This window comes from Mycolicibacterium setense, assembly GCF_000805385.1.
Classification (GTDB): Bacteria; Actinomycetota; Actinomycetes; order Mycobacteriales; family Mycobacteriaceae; genus Mycobacterium; species Mycobacterium setense.
The window spans coordinates 21,493-43,839 of sequence record NZ_JTJW01000009.1 but is presented as its reverse complement, the minus strand read 5'-3'; the positions used below and the strand labels follow the sequence as shown (position 1 = coordinate 43,839).

The 22,347-nt window shown below is 63.9% G+C and carries 20 protein-coding genes and 1 tRNA gene; 14 read left to right on the top strand and 7 right to left on the bottom strand.

The genetic code is table 11. The features are described from left to right. Positions 1-45: 45 nt before the first annotated feature. Positions 46-459, bottom strand: a complete 414-nt coding sequence (locus QQ25_RS22825) for a VOC family protein (RefSeq protein WP_039323440.1) — start codon at positions 457-459, stop codon at positions 46-48. Positions 460-509: 50 nt separating this feature from the next. On the opposite strand from QQ25_RS22825, the gene QQ25_RS22820 reads away from it, so the two are divergent. From QQ25_RS22820 to QQ25_RS22795, 6 genes are all read left to right on the top strand, one after another. After that, complete coding sequence (locus QQ25_RS22820; protein ID WP_039323437.1) at positions 510-1,391, top strand: LLM class flavin-dependent oxidoreductase; 882 nt, start codon at positions 510-512, stop codon at positions 1,389-1,391. Positions 1,392-1,769: 378 nt separating this feature from the next. Continuing rightward, positions 1,770-2,141 (top strand): hypothetical protein, encoded by a 372-nt coding sequence (locus QQ25_RS22815; protein ID WP_234706177.1) that lies wholly within the window; start codon positions 1,770-1,772, stop codon positions 2,139-2,141. Between the two features lie 197 nt (positions 2,142-2,338). Then, positions 2,339-3,691 carry an LLM class flavin-dependent oxidoreductase gene (locus tag QQ25_RS22810; RefSeq protein ID WP_039323435.1) on the top strand — a complete coding sequence of 451 codons (1,353 nt, stop codon included), beginning with the start codon at positions 2,339-2,341 and terminating at the stop codon, positions 3,689-3,691. Positions 3,692-3,704: 13 nt separating this feature from the next. After that, positions 3,705-4,763 (top strand): ABC transporter substrate-binding protein, encoded by a 1,059-nt coding sequence (locus QQ25_RS22805; RefSeq protein WP_039381265.1) that lies wholly within the window; start codon positions 3,705-3,707, stop codon positions 4,761-4,763. Beyond that, positions 4,760-5,641, top strand: coding sequence for an ABC transporter permease (locus tag QQ25_RS22800; protein WP_039381262.1), 882 nt, complete (start codon positions 4,760-4,762; stop codon positions 5,639-5,641). The genes QQ25_RS22805 and QQ25_RS22800 overlap by 4 nt, the downstream gene beginning before the upstream one ends. Further along, complete coding sequence (locus tag QQ25_RS22795) at positions 5,617-6,384, top strand: ABC transporter ATP-binding protein (RefSeq protein ID WP_039381261.1); 768 nt, start codon at positions 5,617-5,619, stop codon at positions 6,382-6,384. The genes QQ25_RS22800 and QQ25_RS22795 overlap by 25 nt, the downstream gene beginning before the upstream one ends. A gap of 36 nt (positions 6,385-6,420) precedes the next feature. Here the strand turns inward: QQ25_RS22795 and QQ25_RS22790 are convergent, their stop codons facing one another. The 3 genes from QQ25_RS22790 to QQ25_RS22780 all read right to left on the bottom strand — a co-directional run bounded on the left by QQ25_RS22790 (position 6,421) and on the right by QQ25_RS22780 (position 8,806). Then, positions 6,421-6,765, bottom strand: coding sequence for a hypothetical protein (locus QQ25_RS22790; protein WP_052236005.1), 345 nt, complete (start codon positions 6,763-6,765; stop codon positions 6,421-6,423). 196 nt (positions 6,766-6,961) lie between these two features. Further along, positions 6,962-7,624: a GntR family transcriptional regulator gene (locus tag QQ25_RS22785; RefSeq protein WP_234711962.1), complete on the bottom strand. Its 663-nt coding sequence runs from the start codon at positions 7,622-7,624 to the stop codon at positions 6,962-6,964. Between the two features lie 24 nt (positions 7,625-7,648). Next, positions 7,649-8,806 (bottom strand): acyl-CoA dehydrogenase family protein, encoded by a 1,158-nt coding sequence (locus QQ25_RS22780; protein ID WP_039323423.1) that lies wholly within the window; start codon positions 8,804-8,806, stop codon positions 7,649-7,651. Between the two features lie 403 nt (positions 8,807-9,209). Between QQ25_RS22780 and QQ25_RS22775 the strand changes: the two genes are divergently transcribed. The 3 genes from QQ25_RS22775 to QQ25_RS22760 all read left to right on the top strand — a co-directional run bounded on the left by QQ25_RS22775 (position 9,210) and on the right by QQ25_RS22760 (position 12,042). Then, entirely contained in the window at positions 9,210-9,698 is a 489-nt protein-coding gene (locus tag QQ25_RS22775; protein WP_234711961.1) for an ImmA/IrrE family metallo-endopeptidase, read from the top strand. Then, positions 9,695-10,948, top strand: a complete 1,254-nt coding sequence (locus QQ25_RS29810) for a hypothetical protein (RefSeq protein WP_131546207.1) — start codon at positions 9,695-9,697, stop codon at positions 10,946-10,948. Before QQ25_RS22775 ends, QQ25_RS29810 begins: the two co-directional genes overlap by 4 nt. A gap of 782 nt (positions 10,949-11,730) precedes the next feature. Beyond that, a complete protein-coding gene (locus QQ25_RS22760; RefSeq protein WP_039381257.1) occupies positions 11,731-12,042 on the top strand; it encodes a hypothetical protein in 312 nt (103 codons plus the stop codon). Positions 12,043-12,057: 15 nt separating this feature from the next. On the opposite strand, the gene QQ25_RS22755 is transcribed toward QQ25_RS22760, so the two are convergent. The 3 genes from QQ25_RS22755 to QQ25_RS22750 all read right to left on the bottom strand — a co-directional run bounded on the left by QQ25_RS22755 (position 12,058) and on the right by QQ25_RS22750 (position 15,759). Then, a complete protein-coding gene (locus QQ25_RS22755) occupies positions 12,058-13,023 on the bottom strand; it encodes a hypothetical protein (RefSeq protein ID WP_039381255.1) in 966 nt (321 codons plus the stop codon). A gap of 979 nt (positions 13,024-14,002) precedes the next feature. Further along, complete coding sequence (locus tag QQ25_RS30865) at positions 14,003-15,019, bottom strand: hypothetical protein (RefSeq protein ID WP_131546206.1); 1,017 nt, start codon at positions 15,017-15,019, stop codon at positions 14,003-14,005. 667 nt (positions 15,020-15,686) lie between these two features. After that, positions 15,687-15,759, bottom strand: a tRNA-Arg gene (locus tag QQ25_RS22750). A 105-nt stretch (positions 15,760-15,864) separates the two neighbouring features. Here QQ25_RS22750 and argS point away from each other — a divergent pair. Genes argS through thrB form a run of 5 tightly spaced genes read left to right on the top strand, consistent with a single transcriptional unit; the run spans position 15,865 to position 22,301 of the window. Continuing rightward, positions 15,865-17,514 (top strand): arginine--tRNA ligase, encoded by a 1,650-nt coding sequence (gene argS, locus QQ25_RS22745; RefSeq protein ID WP_039381253.1) that lies wholly within the window; start codon positions 15,865-15,867, stop codon positions 17,512-17,514. After that, positions 17,511-18,935: a diaminopimelate decarboxylase gene (gene lysA / locus QQ25_RS22740; protein ID WP_039381251.1), complete on the top strand. Its 1,425-nt coding sequence runs from the start codon at positions 17,511-17,513 to the stop codon at positions 18,933-18,935. Before argS ends, lysA begins: the two co-directional genes overlap by 4 nt. Beyond that, complete coding sequence (locus QQ25_RS22735; protein ID WP_039381250.1) at positions 18,932-20,251, top strand: homoserine dehydrogenase; 1,320 nt, start codon at positions 18,932-18,934, stop codon at positions 20,249-20,251. The genes lysA and QQ25_RS22735 overlap by 4 nt, the downstream gene beginning before the upstream one ends. Continuing rightward, positions 20,248-21,348 carry a threonine synthase gene (gene thrC / locus QQ25_RS22730; RefSeq protein WP_039381246.1) on the top strand — a complete coding sequence of 367 codons (1,101 nt, stop codon included), beginning with the start codon at positions 20,248-20,250 and terminating at the stop codon, positions 21,346-21,348. The genes QQ25_RS22735 and thrC overlap by 4 nt, the downstream gene beginning before the upstream one ends. A 5-nt stretch (positions 21,349-21,353) precedes the next feature. Continuing rightward, a complete protein-coding gene (gene thrB, locus QQ25_RS22725; RefSeq protein ID WP_039323407.1) occupies positions 21,354-22,301 on the top strand; it encodes a homoserine kinase in 948 nt (315 codons plus the stop codon). Positions 22,302-22,347 lie beyond the last annotated feature (46 nt).

Genomic DNA, 22,347 nt, shown 5'->3' with positions numbered 1-22,347 from the left:
GTTTTCCTCCGAACCGCGGTGGGGGATATCCCCCGGGTCGGGAACCTACTTCGGCGCGGTGAGCTCCAACGCGATGTTGTCGGGGTCGCGGAACTCCAGGATGTAGGAGGGGCCGATGTCCTTGACCGATTCGTGTGCGATACCCAGAGCGTCGAGATGCAGCGCGGCGTCGTTCAACTCCGCGAGGCTCCGCAGGCGGAAGGCCAAGTGGTCCAGCCCCGTTCGGTCCTCGTCGAACGCGTCCTGCCCGACGGGGCGCAGGCCGATCAACGTGCCCCCGGCGTCGTAGATGACCCCGCCGAACAGAAAACCCAAACGGGCGCGAATCTCCGGAGCGGCGTCCTGCGGCATCTCGATCAGAACCGGCCAGCCGAAAACGCTCTCGTAGAACTGCCGGGACCGTTCGATGTCGGTCACCGTGAGCCGAACATGGGCGACCGAGGACGTGGTGATGGCCATGGGTTCATGCTGCCACTCCGACGTGACAGAATCCGTCCGTGCGTGTGGGGATGACGATGCCGGTCATGGAACCTCAGTTGGATGCGACGACGCTGCGGTCCTGGGCGCACGTCATCGACGGAGGTCCGTTCTCATCACTGTGTTGGGGCGAGCGCATCGCCTTCGACAACCCCGACAGCCTCACCCTGCTGGGCGCATTGGCGGCGTGGACGGACCGGGTGCGGTTGGTGACCACGGTGGTGGTGCCACAGCTGCATGACCCGGTGATGCTGGCGAAAGGCCTGGCCACCGGCGATCTGCTCAGCGGTGGCCGGTTGACCGTGGGCATCGGCGTCGGAGGCCGCCACGAGGACTACCACGCGGTCGGCGCCGATCCGGCGTCCCAGACCCGCCGCGGACTGGCCGAGCGCGTCGCGGTGATGAAGCGGGTGTGGGCGGGGGAAAAGGTGACCGACTCCGTGCTCCCGGTGGGGCCGCCACCGGTCCAGGCCGGCGGGCCGCCCCTGCAGATCGGCACCATCGGCCCCAAGACGGTGCGTGACGCCGCCGCCTGGGCCGACGGCGTGGCCGGTACGACGCTCGACCTGAATCTGACCGCCCAGGCCGAATTGTTCGACATCGCCCGGACCGCCTGGGCCGAGGCCGGTAAACCCCAGCCGCATCTGGCCACCTCGTTCTGGTTCGCGCTCGGTGAACCCGATGAAGCCCGCGCCCAGGTGCACCGGCACCTGCGCCGGTACATGAACTGGATCCCGGCCGAATATGTCGACGCCATGGCGCCGATGACCGGGTGGGCCGGCAACGAAGAGCAACTGGCCGAGGTGCTCGGCAAGTTCGCGGACATCGGGACCGACGAGGTCCACCTGATCCCGACCAGCTCCGACATCGACCAACTGCGCCGGGTCGCCGACGTGGCAGCGCATTTCGCCTGACGCCTTTCCGGTGATCCCAGCAAAACGTGAGCAAGATCATGCAGAGCCCGGCACGTAGCCTGGATCTCTGGAGCGCGAGGTGTCCGGCGGTGCCGCCACCCTCGGACAGCGCTGGCGTCAGCGCACTGGAACATTGGGAAAGTGCACGGTAATTGGTAGTACTGCGGGGCCGTTCACCTATCGGTTACCTGCCGTTCGGTTTCGGTGGGCCATGCGGCCGCATGCAGTGCTCCGCATGCGAGGGCCACCCCCGGCCCGCACAGCTACAGCAAACTATCTCAGCCGTCAGTCGAACCCGGCAGGCGCGCGATTTTGGGGCTAGCGTGCAAGCGGGCGTCGTCGTCGGACGCCGTCAGATACGACAGTTGGGGACCCATGATGCAGAAGAGTTTGATCGCCACGACACTGGCCGCTGGGGCCATCGGCGCCGCGGTGGCGCTGTCCGCGCCGGCGTCCGCCGATTCCAAGGACAACAGCAGCACCGTCGGGTGCTCGCCGTGTGACCGCGTGTCGTCGTCGGTCACCGATGCCGCCACCGATGCCGCCAAGAGCGCGCTCACCGGTGGGGTCGACCTGCCGGAGAGCCCCATCGTCGACAAGTGGACAAAGTTCCCCGGCGAGACCGCTGAGAAGTGGACGTCGTTCCCGGGCAAGACCGCTGAGAAATGGACGTCGTTCCCCGGCAAGACCGCCGAGAAATGGGGCGGCTTCCCGGGCAAGGTTCTGAAGAAGTGGACCGGCCTGGGTTAAACCCCGCGACCGACTGCACCAAACCTCCACGAGCGTGCGCGCTCCTGCCATACACCCGCGGGCGACGGCAGGCATGCCGCACGCTCGTGTGGTGTCTGCGGGTTAGCTGGAATTTCGCTGATCTTAACTGTTCTCGCAAACACTGCCTGCCCCTCAAATAGACGCAGCCCGTTCCCCGTCCGAAGGAGCTCGTCGCAATGGCTGCGCCCGCAAGGCAGTTGCACCTCAACGCATTCCTGCGCAACATCGGCCAGCACGAAGCGGCGTGGCGCCTTCCGGAGACGGACCTGTTGGGCATCACCGACATCGGCCACTACATCGACCTCGCCCGGATTGCCGAGCGCGGCAAGCTCGATGCGGTTTTCTTCGCCGACCATCCGGTGCTCAAGGACCAGACCGAGTTCCGTCCGTTCGATGCGCTGGACCCGCTCACCCTGATTGCCGCGCTCGCCGGGGCGACCACCAACGTCGGGCTGATCGCGACGGCGTCCACCACCTACAACGACCCGTACGGGCTGGCCCGTCGGTTTGCCACCCTCGACCATGTGAGCCGCGGCCGGGCCGGCTGGAACGTCGTGACGACGGCCAATGCATCGGCCGCGGCCAACTTCGGTGTGCCCAACCATCCCGATCCGGAGGCCCGGTACCGGCGCGCCGATGAGTTCCTGCAGGTCGCGTTGAAGTTGTGGGACAGCTGGGAAGACGACGCCATCGTCGGCGACAAGGACGCGCCGCGCTTCGTGGATCCCGCAAAGATCCATGCGGTCAACCACTCCGGCCCGCACTTCGAGGTGGCCGGGCCACTGGAGGTCCCGCGTTCGCCACAGGGACATCCGGTGCTGTTCCAGGCCGGATCGTCCGAGCCCGGTAAGGATCTCGCGGCCCGATACGCCGAGGCGATCTTCACCGCGCAACCGACACTCGACGAGGCCCGCGACTTCTACCGCGACGTCAAGGCGCGTATCCGCCGTTTCGGGCGCAACCCGGACCAGGTGCACATCCTGCCCGGCCTGTCGACGATCATCGGCGGCACCGAAGCCGAGGCGCGGCAGCGTCAACGCGAACTCGAAGAACTCACCGTGCCCGATTACGGGCTCGATCAACTGAGCGCCATCGTCGGATTCGCGGTCACCAAGGACGATCTCGACCGGAAGCTGACGTTCCCGTCGGAGGACCCGGGCGACACGTTCATCAAGAGCCGGCTCGCCCTGGTGAAGCGGCTCGTGGAGACCGACAACCTGACCGTCCGGGAGTTGTTGCTGCGGCTCAGCAGCGGTCGGGGACACCGTTTGTTCGCCGGCACGCCCGAGCAAGTGGCCGACACCATCGAGGAATGGTTCACCGCCGGCGCCGCCGACGGCTTCAATCTCATCCCGCCGGCATTGCCGTCCTCACTGACCGACTTCGTCGACCACGTCGTCCCAGAGTTGCAGCGCCGCGGCATCTTCCGCGAGGAGTACACCGGCACCACCCTCCGTGACCACCTCGGCCTTGACCGGCCGGCCAACCGATTCGACACCGGCACCGCTCCCGTGTCGGCTGCGAGCTGACAGGGGATCCCGAATGCGTAATCCGTTGACCCGCACTGCCCGGCTGCTCATCGCCGCCGGCCTCGTGGCCGGCATGGTCGCCGGTTGCCAGTCGTCCGGTTCCGGTGCATCGAGCTCCGGCGGCCTGTCCGCCGACGCACCGATTCCGGAGGCGGTTCCGAAGGGGACCAGCCTTGTCGTGGCCGACGACGCGAACCGGCTCAAGACACTGTTCAAACTCTCCGGAGAGCAGGACCGGCTCAGCGCCGACGTGACGTACGCCAACTTCAGCAGCGGGCCGCTGCGTCTGGAGGCGATCCGGTCGGGCAACGCGCAGCTGGGCCGGGTCGGCGATGTCCCGCCGATCCTCGCCCAGTATTCCGACGCCGGGGTGCCCATCGTCGGTGCGGTGAAGTACGACGGCAACGGGCTGGTACTGGCCACCTCGCCGGGTTCGGGCATCAAAACGCTGAAAGACCTGGCCGGCAAGAAGATCGCCATCAACGAAGGCACAGCGCAACAGGCCGTCGTGCTGCGCAACCTCAAGGCCGTCGGATTGAGCATCAAGGACGTGCAGCCGATCAATCTCGGTCTGGCCGAGTTCGCCGACGGTCTGCGCGCCGAGCAGGTCAACGCGGCGGTGCTCAAGCAACCGGACCGCGTTCGCTACCTCGCGTCCACCAACGGGGAGGGCAGCATCGAAATCCCCAATGCCCCAGGCGCCTATCCCGGGCTGTACTACGTCTACGCCAGTCAGGAAGCGCTGTCCGACCCGGCCCGCGCGGCCGCCATCCGTGAGTTCGTGATCGCCTGGTACCGCGCCGAACAGTGGCTCAACGACAACAAGCAGACCTGGATCGACGAGTATCTGATCAAGGATCAGAAAGTCAGCCCGGAGGATGCCAAGGCCATAGCGGCAGCCGACGGAAAGTCCTCGGTGCCGGGATTCACCGATGAGTTGATCAACACCCAGCAGGAGACTATCGACCTGCTTCAGGAGGCCGGTGCGTTCCCCGGAAAACAGCTGCACGCCAAGGACGAATTCGATTCCCGGTTCGCCGATCTCAACGCGACGTCGGCAGGCGCCCAGTGACGGCCGTCCAGACGCAGCCGGCTCGTGCGGTGACCTCGGAAGCGGGTACCGCCGGGCGCGAGGATTATCCGCATCTGGAACACCGGACGGGAACGCAGCGTCGCCGGCGGCTGGGACCGGGACGTGCCATACCGGCATCGCTGGCGATCGGACCGCTTCTGCTGGTGGTCATCTGGATCGTCACCTCGCAACTGGGCATCCTCGACCCTCGTACCCTGCCGCCCCCGCTGGACATCGTGCGCACCATCGGCGGGATGTGGTCGGACGGCCGGTTGCCCACGAACATCGTGGCCTCACTCAAGCTGGCCTCGATCTCGCTGGCCATCGGTGTCGCTTTGGGTCTGGCACTCGCGTTGATCTCGGGGCTGAGCCGGATCGGGGAGGCCATCGTCGACGGGCCGATCCAGGTCAAGCGCGCGGTGCCGACGTTGGCCATCATTCCGCTGGCGATCATCTGGTTCGGCATCGGCGACACCATGAAGATCATCATCATCGCCACCAGTGTGCTGATTCCCGTGTACATCAACACCACCGCTCAGCTCAAGGGTGTCGACCTGCGGCATGTCGAATTGGCTGAAACCGTTGGGCTTTCGCGCAGTCAGTTCATTCGTAAGGTGGCGATCCCTGGTGCGTTGCCCGGCTTCTTCACCGGACTGCGGCTCGCGGTCACCATTTCGTGGACCGCGCTGGTTGTCGTCGAACAGGTCAATGCGACCAGCGGCATCGGCTATCTGATGACCCAGGCCCGGCTGTACGGACAACTGGACGTCGTGGTGGTCGGCCTGCTGGTCTACGCGGTGTTCGGGCTCACCGGGGATTACATCGTCCGTGCGGTCGAGAGGAGAGCCTTGTCGTGGCGGCGCGCACTGGGAACCTGACCGAGGAAGTGGCCGTCGTCCGGGATCTGAGCCGATCATTCGGCGGCACAACGATTCTCGATGCCGTAGACCTCACCATCCGCAAGGGCGAGTTCGTGGCCCTGTTGGGACGCAGCGGCTCCGGCAAGAGCACGTTGCTGCGCGCGTTGGCCGGGCTGGACCACGGCGTGGCCGGATCGGGCGATCTTTTCATCGCCCGCGATGTGTCGGTGGTGTTCCAGGATTCGCGCCTGCTGCCGTGGGCGCGGGTACTCGACAACGTCGCGCTCGGGCTGTCTGGCCGCGAGGTCAGACAACGGGCGAGCACGGTGCTTGCCGACGTCGGCCTGGCCGGACGCGAGCAGGCCTGGCCCTACGAGCTGTCGGGTGGCGAACAGCAGCGGGTGGCGCTTGCGCGGTCACTGGTACGCAACCCCGCGCTGTTGCTTGCCGATGAGCCCTTCGGAGCGCTCGACGCCCTCACCCGGGTCCGGATGCACCACCTGCTCAAGGAGTTGTGCGCGAAGTACGAGCCCGGGGTGCTGCTGGTGACCCACGATGTCGACGAGGCCGTCACATTGGCCGACCGGGTACTCGTTCTCGACGGCGGGAGTTTCGTCGTCGACCGCCACCTGGATTTCCGGACGCCGGATGCCCGCAACTACCGCAACCCGGAGTTCATCGCACACCGGGAAGCCCTGCTCGCCGCGCTCGGGGTAGGGGAGCCGGCCGGCCCGAAACAGATCAGTGGTGACCCGCTGTAGACGGATCACCACTGATGTGAGGCGGTGCTTGGAGGCTTACTCCTCCGCGTCACCACCGCCGGTCCACTTGTCTTGAAGGTTCTTGGGGAAGTCGTTCCACTTCTTGGCTACCTCGCCGGGGCCATTGGCCCACTTGTCGGCGGTGTTGGTGGGGAAGCTGCCCCACTTGTCGGTGATGGCGCCCGGGAAGGTGGCCCACTTGTTCGCCTGAATCTCGGTGGCGCAGGACCACTTCTCACCGCTGGTCGGCGAGTAGCCGTCCTCGCTGTTGATCTTGTCGACGATGTCGGAGCAGTTCGGTGCTGCGGCGGCCGGCGCAGCGAGTGCGAGTCCGGCGCTCAAGGCTCCGGCGGCCACCGCCGCCGCGACGAGCTTGTGCATGCTGTTGTCCCCCCGATGGAATGCTGAAACGTTGGGGCAACTGTATACCGTTGGCCCAGTTTGCCAAAGGCTTTTCTTCTGCCGGTCTGGCGACCGGCTCGACGGTCCGTTCACAGCTGGCAGGCCGCGGAAACTGGCTGCGTCGATGGATTCAAACTTCCGTTTGCCAAAATGGAGCGGTGCGGTGCAGTTGTGATCACCCGGAGCCGTCCTTCTGCGCCAGGTGGTCGGCCAGCAGCGCGCCGGCATTGCGGATGTGCCGGGCCATGGCGGCGCGGGCCTGCTCGGGGTCGTTGGCCCGCAGGTGCTCGATGATCGAGCGGTGATCCTGGGCCGAGGCCTCGGGCCACCCCTCCACCGCGGCGAAGAACTTGCGGGGTGCATACGCCAGCGTCGTCTTGATCAACCAGCGCATCTTGCGCGATCCGCTCAGCCGGTAGATCAGGGCGTGGAACTCATGGTTGAGCCGTTCTTCTTCGTCGAAATCTCCGGCGGCAGCGGCACGTTCGAGTGCGTCCTGGATCCGTTCGAGCTCACCGACCGTTGCCGGTGTGATCGTCGCTGCGGTGCGGGCCGCGAGTTCACCGCCCAAAAGCGCCTGGGCGTCATAGATGTCGCGGATGTCGTCACTCGACAGCGCGGTCACCATGAAGCCGCGCCGAGGCTCGACGGACAGAAAACCCTCGGTCTGGAGCTGGAGCAGACCCTCGCGCGCCGGAGTGGCACTGACCCCGAGTTCTTCGGCGACCACCTCCGGACGGATGAACTGTCCCGAATGAAGTTGTCCCGAAACGATGAGCTCACGCACGTGTTCCGACACGACGTCGGACAACCGCATCGGTGTGCGTCTCCGTTTCATCTCCGACTTCATCTCCGGTATGCCTCAGATGTCGATTCCGCCGCGCTTGACCAACTGCTTGGCGATCACGCCGCGCTGGATCTCGTTGGTTCCCTCGCCGACGATCATCAGCGGTGCGTCGCGGAAATAGCGTTCGACGTCGTACTCGGTGGAGTAGCCGTAGCCCCCGTGAATGCGCACCGCGTTCAGCGCTATCTCCATCGCGGTCTCGGAGGCGAACAGCTTGGCCATCCCGGCCTCCATGTCGCAGCGGCCGCCGGCGTCGATGCGCTCGGCCGCGTCGAGCAGAAGGCTGCGCGCGGCATAGAGCTTGGTGCCCATGTCGGCCAGCATGTTGCCGACCGACTGGTGCTTCCAGATCGGCACACCGAAGCTCTCGCGATCTTGCGCATACTGCAGCGCGTCATCGAAGGCGGCCCGTGCCACACCGGTTGCCCTGGCGGCGACCTGGATTCGGCCGACCTCGAGCCCCTTCATCATCTGGGCGAAGCCACGTCCCTCGACGCCACCCAGCAGCGCCTCCGTATCGACGTGGCAGTCGACGAAATTGATCTCGCAACTCTCGACACCCTTGTAGCCGAGCTTCGGCAGGTCCTTCGAGACGGTGAAGCCGGGGACCTTCTCCACCAACAGGATTGACACACCCTTGTGGGCGGGGGAGGCGGCTGGATCGGTCTTGCACAGCAGCGCGACCAGGCCGGCCTTGCGAGCATTGCTGATCCAGGTCTTCGACCCGTTGATCAGATAGCCGGATGCGTCCTTCGTCGCGACCGTGCGCATGGCCTGCAGGTCCGAGCCGCCACCGGGCTCGGTCAGCGCCATCGTGGCGCGGAGCTCACCGGTGGCCATGCGGGGCAGGTAACGCTGCTTCTGCTCGTCGGTGCCGAACTGCAACAGCAGCTTGGCCACCACGGTGTGCCCGCCCATCGCGCCGGCCAGGCTCATCCAGCCGCGCGCGAGTTCCTCGGTGACCTGGGCGTAGCACGGCATCGAAACAGCGGCGAAGCCATAGGGTTCCGGGATCGCCAGGCCGAAGATGCCCATCTCCTTCATCGCCTCGATGAGCTCTTCGGGGTAAGTGTTGGCGTGCTCGAGTTCGCGCACCACGGGCCGGACCTGCTTGTCGACGAAGTCGCGGACGGTGCTGACAATGGCCTGCTCTTCGGCGGACAACGTGATCACTGCGGCATCCTTTCGCCTAACTCTATAGAAAATATTCTATAGAGTCTGCGTTGGTCGTCACTCCGGGTCATTCGAGCGTTGGCTTGCTGCCGCACGAGCGGCGCTGCGGTCACTTGTGCCGCGGTGCCGGTTCGCCTCGGTCCGACCTTCGTTGCGGCCGCAGAGTGCCAGACTGGAATGACGAGTTACGTCCATGACATCAAGTCGCTTGCCGACGCCTATGAACTAGTTATGCCGGGCATCGTGCTTGCGGTCATGGCCAATGGGGAGACGTAACTGCGCAGGTCGACGCGCCGAACGGACAAATCGGAAGGTATGGGCGGTATGTCCGACCCGACCGCTACAGTGGCGAATGTGGGATGCGGAGGACGCAGGAAAGGCGGCGGTGGCAATGTCTGCATACGTGACTGATCCCGCAGGGCTAACTAATCGCGCAATTTCGGAATACGCCGAAAGAGTCGGTCAAGGTCATAACATCTACGACGCTGATGGCTGCGCCGACATAGATATGCTGCTCAAGCGACTCGGCGGCGAAGTGCAGCTCGCAACGGACGAGGAATCGCTCTATGTGCGCAGTCGGGGCAACTTCACCGTGTTTATTCCGCACTTCACTTCTTCTCGGCGAGACCGGTTCACAATTGCCCACGAGCTAGGTCACTACTTCCTCCATTACCTATACCCGAAAGAGTTGGAAAGCAAGAAGTTCGGACGTGGAGGACGTGACCGGGCGGAAACAGAAGCGAATGTCTTCGCATCAGCGCTGCTGATGCCGACCGAACAATTTACTGAGGCATATCGGGAACTCGAAAGCGACCAGTGGTTGCTCGCAAGCAGATTTGATGTATCACCCCGTGCGGCAGCGGTGCGTGCCGAGGTACTTGGTCTCAAGTGACAATGAATGATGGCGAGAGCGTCTCGCTGCTATTTCTGTCATGCGATCTGACTGGATCGACCAGCTTTAAGCAGACAAACCCGGATGACCTTCCCGAGCCATGGCAGAAGGTTTTTCTGCAGTTCTACCGAGAATTTCCCCAACGTATTGCTACAACCCAAAGTGAGCTTGGCACAGTTGATCTCAACTTCAATCTGTGGAAGCCAATCGGTGACGAGCTGATATTCTCGTGTGAGGTGCGTTCGGAAGACGACGTCTTTAACGCGGTGCGTACCTGGCTGAAGTCGATGAAAGATTATGAGAAGCATTCGCTGGATGACATACCTATGGGCACAAAGGGCGGTGCGTTTATCGCTACGTTTCCGGGCCCTGACAGTCGGTCGAGTGTTCCGCGCAAGCCTTTCGCTGAAGAGTCCGACGATGACGTTGTCGATCTGAACCGAATCGCGTTAGAAACTATAGATCACGAGAAATTCGTGTACGATTACTTTGGTCCGAGTATCGACACGGGCTTCCGCGTTATTGGTGAGTGCGATTCTCGGTATTTCACCCTGTCTGTCGAAGTTGCACTAGCGATTCTTGGTAGGTCGCGCGCGCCTGGCATCGTAAGAAAAGAAGAAGACACTCGAGATCTCATGTTGCTCAAATTCGTTGAGCTGAAGGGTGTTTGGAAGAATCAACGGTATCCGATTGTTGCAATCGACACCGAGTTCGATGATCCTGTGAATGCTGCATATCGAAAATTTGAGATGCGCGGAACACCCGACGAATTGCACGAACTTTGTTCCGCGTGTTATCACAGCGGCAAAGAATGGCCATCTAAAATATACTTACCCGGTTCGTGGGCCACTACCTACCAGGAGAGGCCCAAGCACGCGCTCGCGGACTATGTGCCCGCGACTACGTCTGAGGGTGCTGAGGAGATGGCAAAAGACGAGCCGGAGGATGCGCTTCCGTTGGAGGGCGAGCTCGATCTGGGGCTGGTGCCCAAAACGGATATCGCAAGGGCGTACCTCACTGCTCTCCCTGCCGATCGTGAGATTCATGGCTACATGCCGAATGGTGAACTGCTATGCGGGCTGATCGGCGACGATGGCAACGAGCCGTATGTGCCAAATATGCCAGAGCCTGACCTGTTCGATCCGTACGAGTCCGACGTTTGCAATACGTGCAAAGCGCTGTGGAATCTGCTGCCGGACGATTACCCCCATCCCGATCCTGACAGTTACGGAGATGAAGGCCGCCCGTAGTCCATCTGGCGGTGCAGTTCTGCTGCCGATGGTCCTGTTCCGTCGCCGAGGATTGATCCAGGACGCTTTCCTGGCACCTCCAGCGGGCTGAAGCTCAGCAGCAGGACGGTCCGAACGCTTAGGCGCGACACCTCGAAAACCATTCGGCGATCTCACTTTTTGGTTGGCACGCTTCGCGACGGTTCATCTGTCACCAACCCCCCCCCGGGGCTGTTCAACCCGGTGCGCGTTGAGGCGCAGCACCAACAGAACTTCGACCTGCGTCTGAGTGCGACCGCATCCGCTGGTCATCACCTATTCGCAGCCGCAGAAGGTGGTGTGATCGGTCAGTTTCTCGGCCGCCCGGTGCTCAAGTCGCCGCCTGTGGGTGACAGTGCGTCGAACATCATCGGCGTCGCCGGCCACTGGCCCTCGGCCTGGTGGGGGGGGCTACTCGCAGGGCATCGCGGTCAGTGTCTCTGATCAATCCACACTGACCGATGAAGAAGGGACGCAGTTGAATCTGTGGCAGCGCAACATGTTTGCGATACGCGTCGAATGGAAATCGGGTTCGCTGTGCATGATCATGCCCGGTTCGTGAAGTTGCAGAACGGCTCACCAGCTGGTGGCGGCGAAACGGAGTGACCTCTTGCCGGCCTGCTGCGGAGCGGCTTCTCCGCAGGTGTTTCCCGCTCTGCAGCGGGCTGGTCAGATGAGCCACCACGAGCGTAACGGTCGCCCGATTACCGAGACGGGAAAGGCCCACGCTACCTGTCGATCCGGCCTATCGGCAGGGTAGCAGCGTGGGTGTCCCGCAACGGGCGCGTCGAACTGATCACCTGGTGGCTCGGCGGTGTCCGTCGCTGCTGTTCTCGACGTCTCTCATCGGTGGCCCCAACGACGCAACTGTGTTCTACCAAAGTGGACTCGACGCGCGCTTCGGCAACCAGCGTGCCGTCGGAGACTTGCTGGCGCGGCGAGATGGGTGGATCTGGCGCGCTCCGTTCAGGAAACCCGGCCCGCTGGTGATCATGCCGTCGGCGGTCAATCTGGCCGCTGATCGTTGCGGACGGCACAGCTACCTCGTCCCGAGGAACTGCATGCTGCCGGTGTGACCGTGCCTGAGAACGTCAGGCGGGTTCGTCAGCGAGTGAGTGGTGAACAGTTTCAGAGGCTATGTCTGCCGCCCACTCAGGAGGCTCGCCCTTAGCCGAAAGGAGACGTGCGGCTATGACTCCGTCCCGCGTCAGACGCATGCGTTCAAAAACCTTTCTGTCTCGATTGGTTGACGTTGAGACGACCTCAATTAGACCGCTGTCTATGAGCCGCTGATACGCCGCCGGGCGACCATCTGCTTCAGGCCAGTGAACATAAGCAGTCGGTTCCTTATCGACGGAGAGTGTTTGGATGCGTGTGCGCACGTTGGCGATGAAGCCGCCGAGCACTTGGATCGAACGGATCGGCAGGCCGCGCAGTATTTCAGCGACGCGTTCGCCTTCGTCTTGCGTCGGCCATGTCTCTAACAGGTTGCTCCAATCGGCTGTTCGTTGCACGCGGCGAACGCGATCGTTGTGTACTACCTCAGTACCTGTGGAAACGGCTCCTGCAGAACGTAGCCAGTTGTTCTTGATCGCCTCCTTGAGCCGCGACTCCAGTGCACTTTCCAGGGCGGACGCATCTTCAGCTTGATCACCAGTCGGCTCCTGACTAGTGACATCTTCGATCGCGGCCGGAACTGCCTGACGCACAAGGGCTTTGAGTACAGTATCGAATTGCCCGCGCTGATTCGTCAGCAGCGATGCTGTCGTAGCCCGCATGTCGGCGAGGGCCGACTTTGTCTCCCCACTCACCTGTGTGGCTTGCTGCGCTTGCGCCATCGTGACGATCAGCTGTGCCGCGAACGACAACACTGCCAGCGCCAGCGCGACCGTGGACAGCGTATCGACATCTTTGATGGTGAGGATGACGATCACTGTCACGAACAGCGCGAGGCTGAGCGTGCCGAGGATGGTGGTCACGACGGGCCACGCGACAGTCATCCCACTCGAGGGCTGAGGATCGCTCGCGCCAGCCTGATCACCGATGTTGTCCTGCATGTGAGCAGGTTGTCATCAGTTCGGGGCACCAGCCAGCATGTCTCCGGCGTGCCGTACCGCCCAATTCTGCGAGCACCACGGTGACGCGCTCCAGCTCGGCGATCACGGCAGGGTTCTCAGGGTCGGATCCCTCGGCGGCGATGGCCGCCCGTTCGATGTCATCCACGGCCGGTTAGACGCGGTCGGGGGTCCGGGGGTGACCAGTTCCCTGTAATCACGTATCGGGGCGCATTAATGTCCCGCACATGGCTGGCGGGGGCCCAGGGTCCAAGCATGAGGTTGGCATCCGGTCGTTGTGGAAGCAGGGCGGATGCAGGATCGTCGCGCTACTGGCGATCGGTGTCATCGCAGGGGCGTGGTGGAACACTGCGCCGGCATCATCCGTCATATCCCATTCGATTCGAACGGCCCGAGTTGGGGCCGACGCTGCCATGGTCCTGCTTACCGCCGCGCTGGGAAAACCTGTTTCTGCAGGTCGGAAGAGTGCCCGGCGGGATTCGAATGTGCGGACGACCCGAGGCCAGTCATAAGCGTTGACGCACAAGGGATTTCGGCGCTTGGAATTTCGTGCACTTCGCGCAGCCTGCTCAGGTAAGTTGGGTCTGCCCCGTGTTCGCAATTCAGTAATCGGTTCCGGGATATTCAAAACGCCCATTTGCCTAGAACAGGCATCCTTTCGACCTCCTAGTTAATTGGTTCCAGGGTTCAAAGCCTAATCGGCTGATGGCAATCGAATAGGTCGCCGGTGACCGATTAGCGCGGAAAAGAGCACCGACCATACGTAGAAAGCGGCTGTGCGCGGTCACAGCGCCATTACGGGGCATCACCAGAGATCGCGCTCCGCAGGAAACCGGCTACTGGTGGCCCGTGGGGTAGCCCAAGCTCGGCTCCCAGCGCGGCTAGCTCGGCGCGCACCCGCTCAAGTGCCGCGACCACGGTAGGGAGGCCAACGGAGCATAGTGTGATTGAAGGCGCAATGTCAGAATGGCGGTCTATATCCTCGCTCAATGTTCCACAGGCTATTTGCAATTTTCTTCTCGTGGCGCAAGCTTTCCTGCAACGATCTTTGAACGTCCGCATGGTGAAGGCTGTTTATATTTGCCTGATGCGCTATTGCTCCAGAAACCTCACGCGACTGCGCGTTAATTGCTTTCGAAACTCCGTCGAGAGTTGAGTGTAGCGACGAGATTTCGGCTGAAATCTGCTGAGACATTAATTGTACAGCGGACCGCAGATTAGCAAAACCAGATTCCATGATCGCGTTTCCTCGCCACAGCTCAAAAATGTTCGCAAAGTCCCGATCGGCTTGCGCCCGTCGCGTGAATTTGGCCATTGTCTCGTTTATTCCTTTGTAGGAGTTCATGGCCTCGACAGATATCGATGTTACCGCGAATGGTGGAACTACATCGTCGTATTCGGACGCTGCATTCCTATATTGCTGAGCGCATCGGATAATGCCCTCAATCGCATGCTTGAACTCCGCGAGGCAGCATGCGCATGCCTCGATTGAGGTCCAAAATGGATTGTATACGTGTTCGTTCCAGTCGATTTCGACCTGGTGTAAATGCATCGTTGCCCGATACAGATGGTCTGGCAGGCTATCAAGGAGGTTGGCGGCGGTAGAGTTCGCGTTATCTATTTGATTCTTTAGCTCAGTCTGTCGTCGCGCGTAATTGGCCGCAGCCGTTGCTCTATCTCGGGCAGCTTGCTCCCCCGCGCGGACTGCAGCGGCCTGATTTGCCTCGGTCTTTTGAGACTGAGCTCTCATCACTCCTAAGACGAGGACTGCGACAAGGAAGAGAGCAGCGACGAACGTCCACCCGTACCAAGGAAAAACAAGCCAATCGCCAACTCCGTGAGTCAAGTTATTACTGGGAGTGGGAGCTTTAAAGGTCATCATATAGTGAACTGAACTGATCACAACCATGAACGCAGACGCAATCGCTGCGAGAACTGCAAGCGACCTTAACCGTCCGAAAACCTCCGATGGCTTCATTTCCGCCTCCTGGGCCGTGCCACTTACCGGCGACGCTGATTCTCCCACTGCCCACGAGAGTGTTGTCGAGGTTTCGCAGACTGGACAGTCGCCTTGACACGACTGATGCGAAACGGCACATCCGCCCCTTCGGGGCAGTGCTTGGCGTACTCGGTTCGGGCAGTGGCTTGACGCGCCGACAACTGCGAGAGCCGCGCTGCGCGCCAAAGCCAGCAATCTGCACCGGTCATCCACTCAGTTCCGCGGAGCCCGAATCGAACCCGCGTTCGATGGCGGCACGGTCATGACGGTCCGGGTGCCAATCGCAGGTGTCGGGTGGGCCGTATTCCGGCACTGATGTTGAACCCGTTCGGCATCCTCGTGCGCGAGTTGGCGGCGCTTGAAACCAGCGGCGACTTCTGACGGCACCGGGATCGCGGAGCGTTCGATTTCCATTCCGGAGGGTTATCCGCAGGTATCCAGAGCAGATACGCGCCAAGTGGTCGGGCCCCGGCGGGGTTCGTCCTGTAGCGAAAGTGCGTGAAGTTCGCGACCCAACGAGGGACGGTACCAGCAAACTGATTCGACTAGGGCAAACCAGAATCGGATAGATGGGCGGCTGGGTATGACACTTGTAGCAACCTCGGAAAGTGCTGCCTAGCAGGTCTTTCGATTCTGCTAGTTACAGTGCCCCCGGCAGGATTCGAACCTGCGGCCTTCTGCTCCGGAGGCAGACGCTCTATCCCCTGAGCTACGGGGGCGCGGGCTGGATGCCAGCTGCGCCGATTGGGCTTGGATAGCGTAGCGCATAGGCGAGCGAATACGGATTCGGGGCGCGGGGACCCCAGACCATAGGATGGACCCTCGTGACCCCCGCCGACCTTGCAGAGCTGCTCAAGGCTACTGCCGCCGCAGTGCTCACCGAACACGACCTGGACACCGCCGCGTTGCCCGACACCGTCACGGTCGAGCGTCCCCGCAACCTCGAGCACGGCGACTACGCGACCAACCTCGCGCTGCAGCTCGGTAAGAAGGTCGGCGTCAATCCGCGCGAGCTGGCCGGCTGGCTGGCCACCGCGCTGACCGCGGCCGACGGTATCGCCGCCGCCGAGGTCGCCGGCCCGGGCTTCGTGAACCTGCGCATCGAGGCCTCCGCGCAGGGCGTCATCGTCACCAACGTGCTGGCCGCGGCGGACAAGTACGGCAACTCCACCGAGCTGAACGAGAAGGTCAACCTGGAGTTCGTCTCGGCCAACCCGACCGGACCGATCCACATCGGCGGGACTCGCTGGGCTGCGGTGGGCGACGCGCTGGGCCGGCTGCTGACCACTCAGGGCGCCGATGTCACCCGCGAGTACTACTTCAACGACCACGGCGCCCAGATCGACCGGTTCGCCCGCTCATTGGTTGCCGCGGCCAAGGGAGAGCCGGCCCCAGAGGACGGCTACGCCGGTACCTACATCAACGACATCGCCGCGTCCGTGCTGGCCAAGCGTCCCGACGCGATGAGCCTGCCCGCCGACGAGCAGCAGGAGACCTTCCGCGCGATCGGTGTGGACCTGATGTTCACCCACATCAAGGAATCGCTGCACGAGTTCGGCACCGACTTCGACGTGTACACCCACGAAGATTCCATGCACACCTCCGGCCGTGTCGATCAGGCCATCGCGAAGCTGCGCGAGACCGGCAACATCTACGAGAAGGACGGCGCAACCTGGTTGCGCACCACCGAGTTCGGTGATGACAAGGACCGTGTCGTCATCAAGAGCGACGGCAACGCGGCCTACATCGCCGGCGACCTGGCGTACTACCTGGACAAGCGTCAGCGCGGATTCGACCTGTGCATCTACATGCTCGGCGCCGACCACCACGGCTACATCGCGCGACTGAAGGCCGCTGCCGCGGCGCTGGGCGACAACCCGGACACCGTCGAGGTGCTCATCGGCCAGATGGTCAATCTGGTCCGCGACGGCCAGCCGGTGCGCATGAGCAAGCGCGCCGGCACCGTCATCACCCTCGACGATCTGGTCGAGGCCATCGGCGTCGACGCCTCCCGGTATTCACTGATTCGCTCGTCGGTGGACACCCCGATCGACATCGATCTGGCGCTGTGGTCCAGTGCGTCCAGCGAAAACCCGGTCTACTACGTGCAATACGCGCACGCGCGACTGTCGGCGCTGGCCCGTAATGCCGCCGATCTGGGGGTCACCGCGGATACCGCTCACTTGGATCTGCTGACCCACGACAAAGAGGGCATCCTGATCCGCAACCTCGGCGAGTTCCCCCGGGTGCTCAAGACTGCTGCCGAACTGCGTGAACCACACCGGGTGTGCCGGTACCTGGAAGACCTGGCCGGCGACTACCACCGGTTCTACGACGCCTGCCGGGTGCTGCCGCAGGGCGATGAAGACCCAGGGGAGCTCAATTCCGCACGCCTGGCGCTGTGTGAAGCCACCCGGCAGGTGATTGCCAACGGCTTGGCCATCCTCGGTGTCACCGCCCCGGAGCGCATGTGAACGCGCACCCCGCCGGCCCGCGACACGCCGAAGAGGTCCACCATCCCGGCGCGCCCGCCAAGCCGCAGAGCCCCGGCGAGATCATGCTGCTGGCGCCGAATGTATGGCCGCGCAACCTGATTCGTGGCGACGACGGTGTGGTCTCGATCGCCGGAGTGCCGGTCACGCAGTTGGCGGCCGAATACGGCACCCCGTTGTTCGTGATCGACGAGGACGATTTCCGGTCCCGCTGCCGTGACATCGCCGCGGCATTCGGTGGCGGTGAGCACGTGCATTACGCCTCCAAGGCGTTCCTGTGCACGGAGATCGCCCGCTGGGTCAACGCCGAAGGCCTCTCGTTGGACGTGGCGACCGGCGGCGAGCTGGCGGTGGCACTGCGCGCCGATTTCCCGCCGGAGCGAATCACCGTGCACGGCAACAACAAATCGGTCGACGAGCTGACGACGGCGGTCAAGGCCGGGGTCGGGCACATCGTGCTCGACTCCGAGATCGAGATCGAGCGTCTGGATGCCATCGCCGGAGCGGCCGGCATCGTCCAGGACGTGCTGGTGCGGGTCACGCCCGGCGTGGAGGCCCACACCCACGAGTTCATCTCCACCGCCCACGAGGACCAGAAGTTCGGGCTGTCACTGGCCAGCGGCGCGGCGATGGATGCGGTGCGCAAGGTTTTCGCGACCGACAATCTGCGGCTGGTCGGATTGCACAGCCACATCGGCAGCCAGATCTTCGACGTCGCCGGGTTCGAGGTCGCCGCTCACCGGGTGATCGGCCTGCTGCGCGACGTGGTCTCCGAGTTCGGTGTCGAGAAGACGTCGCAGATGTCCGTGATCGATCTCGGCGGTGGTCTGGGCATTTCCTATGTGCCCGAGGATGATCCGCCGCCGATGAAGGAGCTTGCCGACAAGCTGCTGGCCATCGTGCGCAGCGAGTCCGAGGCCGTCGGGCTTCCCGCTCCCAAACTGGTGGTGGAACCGGGTCGCGCCATCGCCGGGCCCGGCACCATCACGCTCTACGAGGTGGGGACCGTCAAAGATGTGGCGATCAGCGCCACCGCGCAGCGCCGCTATGTGAGTGTTGACGGTGGAATGAGCGACAACATCCGCCCCGCACTGTACGACGCCGAATACGACGCCCGCCTGGTCTCGCGCACCAGCGAGGCGCCCGCCGTGCTGGCCCGCATTGTCGGAAAGCATTGCGAGACCGGCGATATCGTGGTCCGTGACACCTGGGTGTCCGATGACATCGCTCCCGGTGACCTGCTGGCAGTCGCCGCCACCGGCGCGTACTGCTACTCGATGTCGAGCCGGTACAACCTGCTGTGCCGACCTGCCGTGGTGGCCGTCAAGGGCGGCAAGGCGCGGTTGGTGCTCCGTCGGGAGACTGTCGACGATCTGTTGAGCCTGGAGGTGAGTGGTCAATGAGTGAAAAGCCCATCGGTGTCGCGGTGCTGGGGCTGGGCAACGTCGGCAGCGAAGTGGTGCGCATCATCAACGAGAGCGCTGCCGATCTCGCGGCGCGCATCGGTGCCCCCCTCGAGGTGCGTGGCATCGGCGTACGCAACGTCTCCGGCGACCGCGGCGTGCCCAAGGATCTGCTGACCGACGACATCGTCGAGCTGGTGTCGCGGGACGACGTCGACATCGTGGTGGAGCTGATGGGCCCGGTGAAGCCGGCCCGCAAGGCCATCCTGGCCGCCCTCGAGCAGGGCAAGTCGGTGGTCACCGCCAACAAGGCCCTGATGGCGCAGTCCACCGGGGAGCTGGCGCAGGCCGCCGAAAAAGCGCGCGTCGACCTGTATTTCGAGGCTGCGGTGGCCGGCGCCATCCCGGTGATCCGGCCGCTGACCCAGTCGCTGGCCGGTGACACCGTGCTGCGGGTGGCCGGCATCGTCAACGGCACCACCAACTACATCCTGTCCGAGATGGACAGCACCGGAGCCGATTACAACTCCGCGCTGGCCGACGCCAGCGCGCTGGGTTATGCCGAGGCTGATCCCACCGCCGATGTCGAGGGTTACGACGCCGCGGCCAAGGCGGCCATCCTCGCCTCCATCGCGTTTCACACGAGGGTCACTGCCGACGACGTCTACCGCGAAGGCATCACCAAGGTGAGTGCCGCCGACTTCGAGTCCGCCCGCGCCCTTGGCTGCACCATCAAACTGCTGGCCATCTGTGAGCGGCTGACCAGTGATGAAGGCAAGCAACGTGTTTCGGCGCGCGTCTACCCGGCGCTGGTGCCCCTGACGCACCCGCTGGCGTCGGTGAACGGTGCCTTCAACGCCGTGGTGGTCGAGGCCGAGGCGGCCGGCCGGCTGATGTTCTACGGCCAGGGTGCCGGGGGAGCGCCGACCGCGTCGGCGGTGATGGGTGATGTCGTGATGGCCGCGCGCAACCGGGTCCAGGGTGGCCGTGGTCCGCGCGAGTCCAAGTACGCCAAGCTGCCGATCGCCCCGATCGGATTCATCCCGACCCGCTACTACGTCAACATGAACGTCTCGGACCGGCCCGGTGTGTTGTCCGCCGTGGCGGCCGAATTCGCCAAGCGCGAGGTCAGCATCGCCGAGGTGCGCCAGGAGGGCATGGTCGACGAGGGCGGGCAGCCGTGTGGCGCACGCATCGTCGTGGTGACCCACCAGGCCACCGATGCCGCGCTCTCGGAGACCGTCGAGGCGCTGGCCGATCTCGACGTGGTGCAGACCATCAACAGCGTGCTGCGCATGGAAGGAACGAACGCATGAATCCCGGGACTCACCCAAAGACCAGCGCAGGGCCGGTGCACCGGCCCTGGCCGGGATTGATCGAGGCCTACCGCGATCGACTGCCGGTCGGTGACAACTGGACGCCGATCACCCTGCTTGAGGGTGGCACGCCGCTGATCCATGCCAAGCGCCTGAGCGAACTCACCGGTTGCACAGTGCATCTCAAGGTCGAGGGGCTCAACCCGACCGGCTCGTTCAAGGACCGCGGCATGACTGTGGCGGTCACCGAGTCGCTGGCACGCGGCCAGGAAGCCGTGCTGTGCGCGTCCACCGGCAACACCTCGGCGTCGGCGGCGGCCTACGCCGCGCAGGCCGGCATCACCTGTGCGGTGCTGATCCCGCAGGGCAAGATCGCGATGGGCAAGCTGGCGCAGGCGGTCATGTACGGCGCCAAGATCATTCAGGTCGACGGCAACTTCGACGACTGCCTGGAGCTGGCCCGCAAGATCACCGCGGACTTCCCGACCATCGCCCTGGTGAACTCGGTCAACCCGTACCGCATCGAGGGGCAGAAGACCGCCGCGTTCGAGATCGTCGACGCCCTGGGCAGTGCCCCGGACGTGCACGCGCTGCCGGTGGGCAACGCGGGCAACATCACCGCGTACTGGAAGGGCTACACCGAGTACCACCGCGACGGTCTGACGAACCGGCTGCCGCGCATGCTCGGTACTCAGGCGGCCGGAGCCGCGCCGCTGGTGCTCGGTGAGCCTGTCAAGGAGCCCGAGACCATCGCCACTGCGATCCGGATCGGTTCGCCGGCGTCGTGGTCGGGAGCGGTCGAGGCCCAGCAGCAGTCCAAGGGCCGGTTCCTGGCGGCCACCGATGATGAGATCCTTGCGGCGTATCACCTGATCGCCCGCAGCGAGGGCGTGTTCGTCGAGCCGGCGTCGGCGGCCAGCGTGGCCGGTCTGCTCAAGTCGATCGAGGACGGCTGGGTCAAGCGCGGTTCGACGGTGGTCTGCACCGTCACCGGCAACGGCCTCAAGGACCCCGACACCGCGCTCAAGGACATGCCCACCGTCACCGCGGTTCCGGTCGATCCGGTTGCCGTCGTCGCCAAACTCGGACTGGTCTGAGCCTGGTGAATCAGACCCTGCCCGCCGGGATCACGGCCTCTGCTGTCGTCGCCGCGTCCAGTGCCAACCTCGGTCCAGGCTTCGACAGCCTGGGGCTCGCGTTGAGCCTTTACGACGAAATCATCGTCGAGACAACCGAATCCGGCCTTCGGCTGGAGGTCGAGGGTGAGGGTGCAGGCCAGGTTCCGCTTGATGCGACGCATCTGGTGGTACGGGCCATCGAGGCGGGTCTGGCGGCCACCGGTCATCGCGCCGCCGGGCTGATTGTTCGGTGCCGCAACGAGATTCCGCATTCGCGCGGGCTCGGGTCATCGGCCGCCGCAGTTGTGGGTGGTCTCGCTGTTGTCAATGGCCTTGTGGCGCAAGCAGGTTCGGATCCGATGAGCACGGACCAGCTGATCCAGCTGTCCAGTGAGTTCGAAGGGCATCCGGACAATGCCGCCGCGGCTGTTCTGGGCGGGGCGGTGGTCTCGTGGACCGAGGCCGACGACGATGGGCGGCCGCGCTACCGTGCGGCGCCGATCCGGGTTCACCCGGACATCCGGCTGTTCCCCGCTGTTCCGCAGCAGCGGTCGTCCACCGCCGAGACCCGCGCAGTGCTGCCGGAGCAGGTGAGCCACGTCGACGCGCGGTTCAATCTCAGCCGCGCGGCCCTGCTGGTCGTGGCGTTGAGTGAGCGCCCGGATCTGTTGATGGCCGCCACGCAAGACGTGTTGCATCAGCCACAACGCGCGGCGGCGATGCCCGCCTCGGCGGAATACCTGCAATTGCTGCGGCGTTATGGGGTGGCAGCGGTGTTGTCCGGAGCCGGACCTACGGTTCTCGGGCTCAGTTCTCAGGTGGGATTGCCTGATGAGGCCATGGATTACGGCACCGCCAACGGGTTCACCGTCAGAGAAATGTCGGTCGGAGCAGGCGTCCGCTGGACGTCGGGTGTGGCCGCCAGGAACTGACGATTGAGCGGCACAAGGAGAAGCGCACGCCACACGCCCAGCGTCG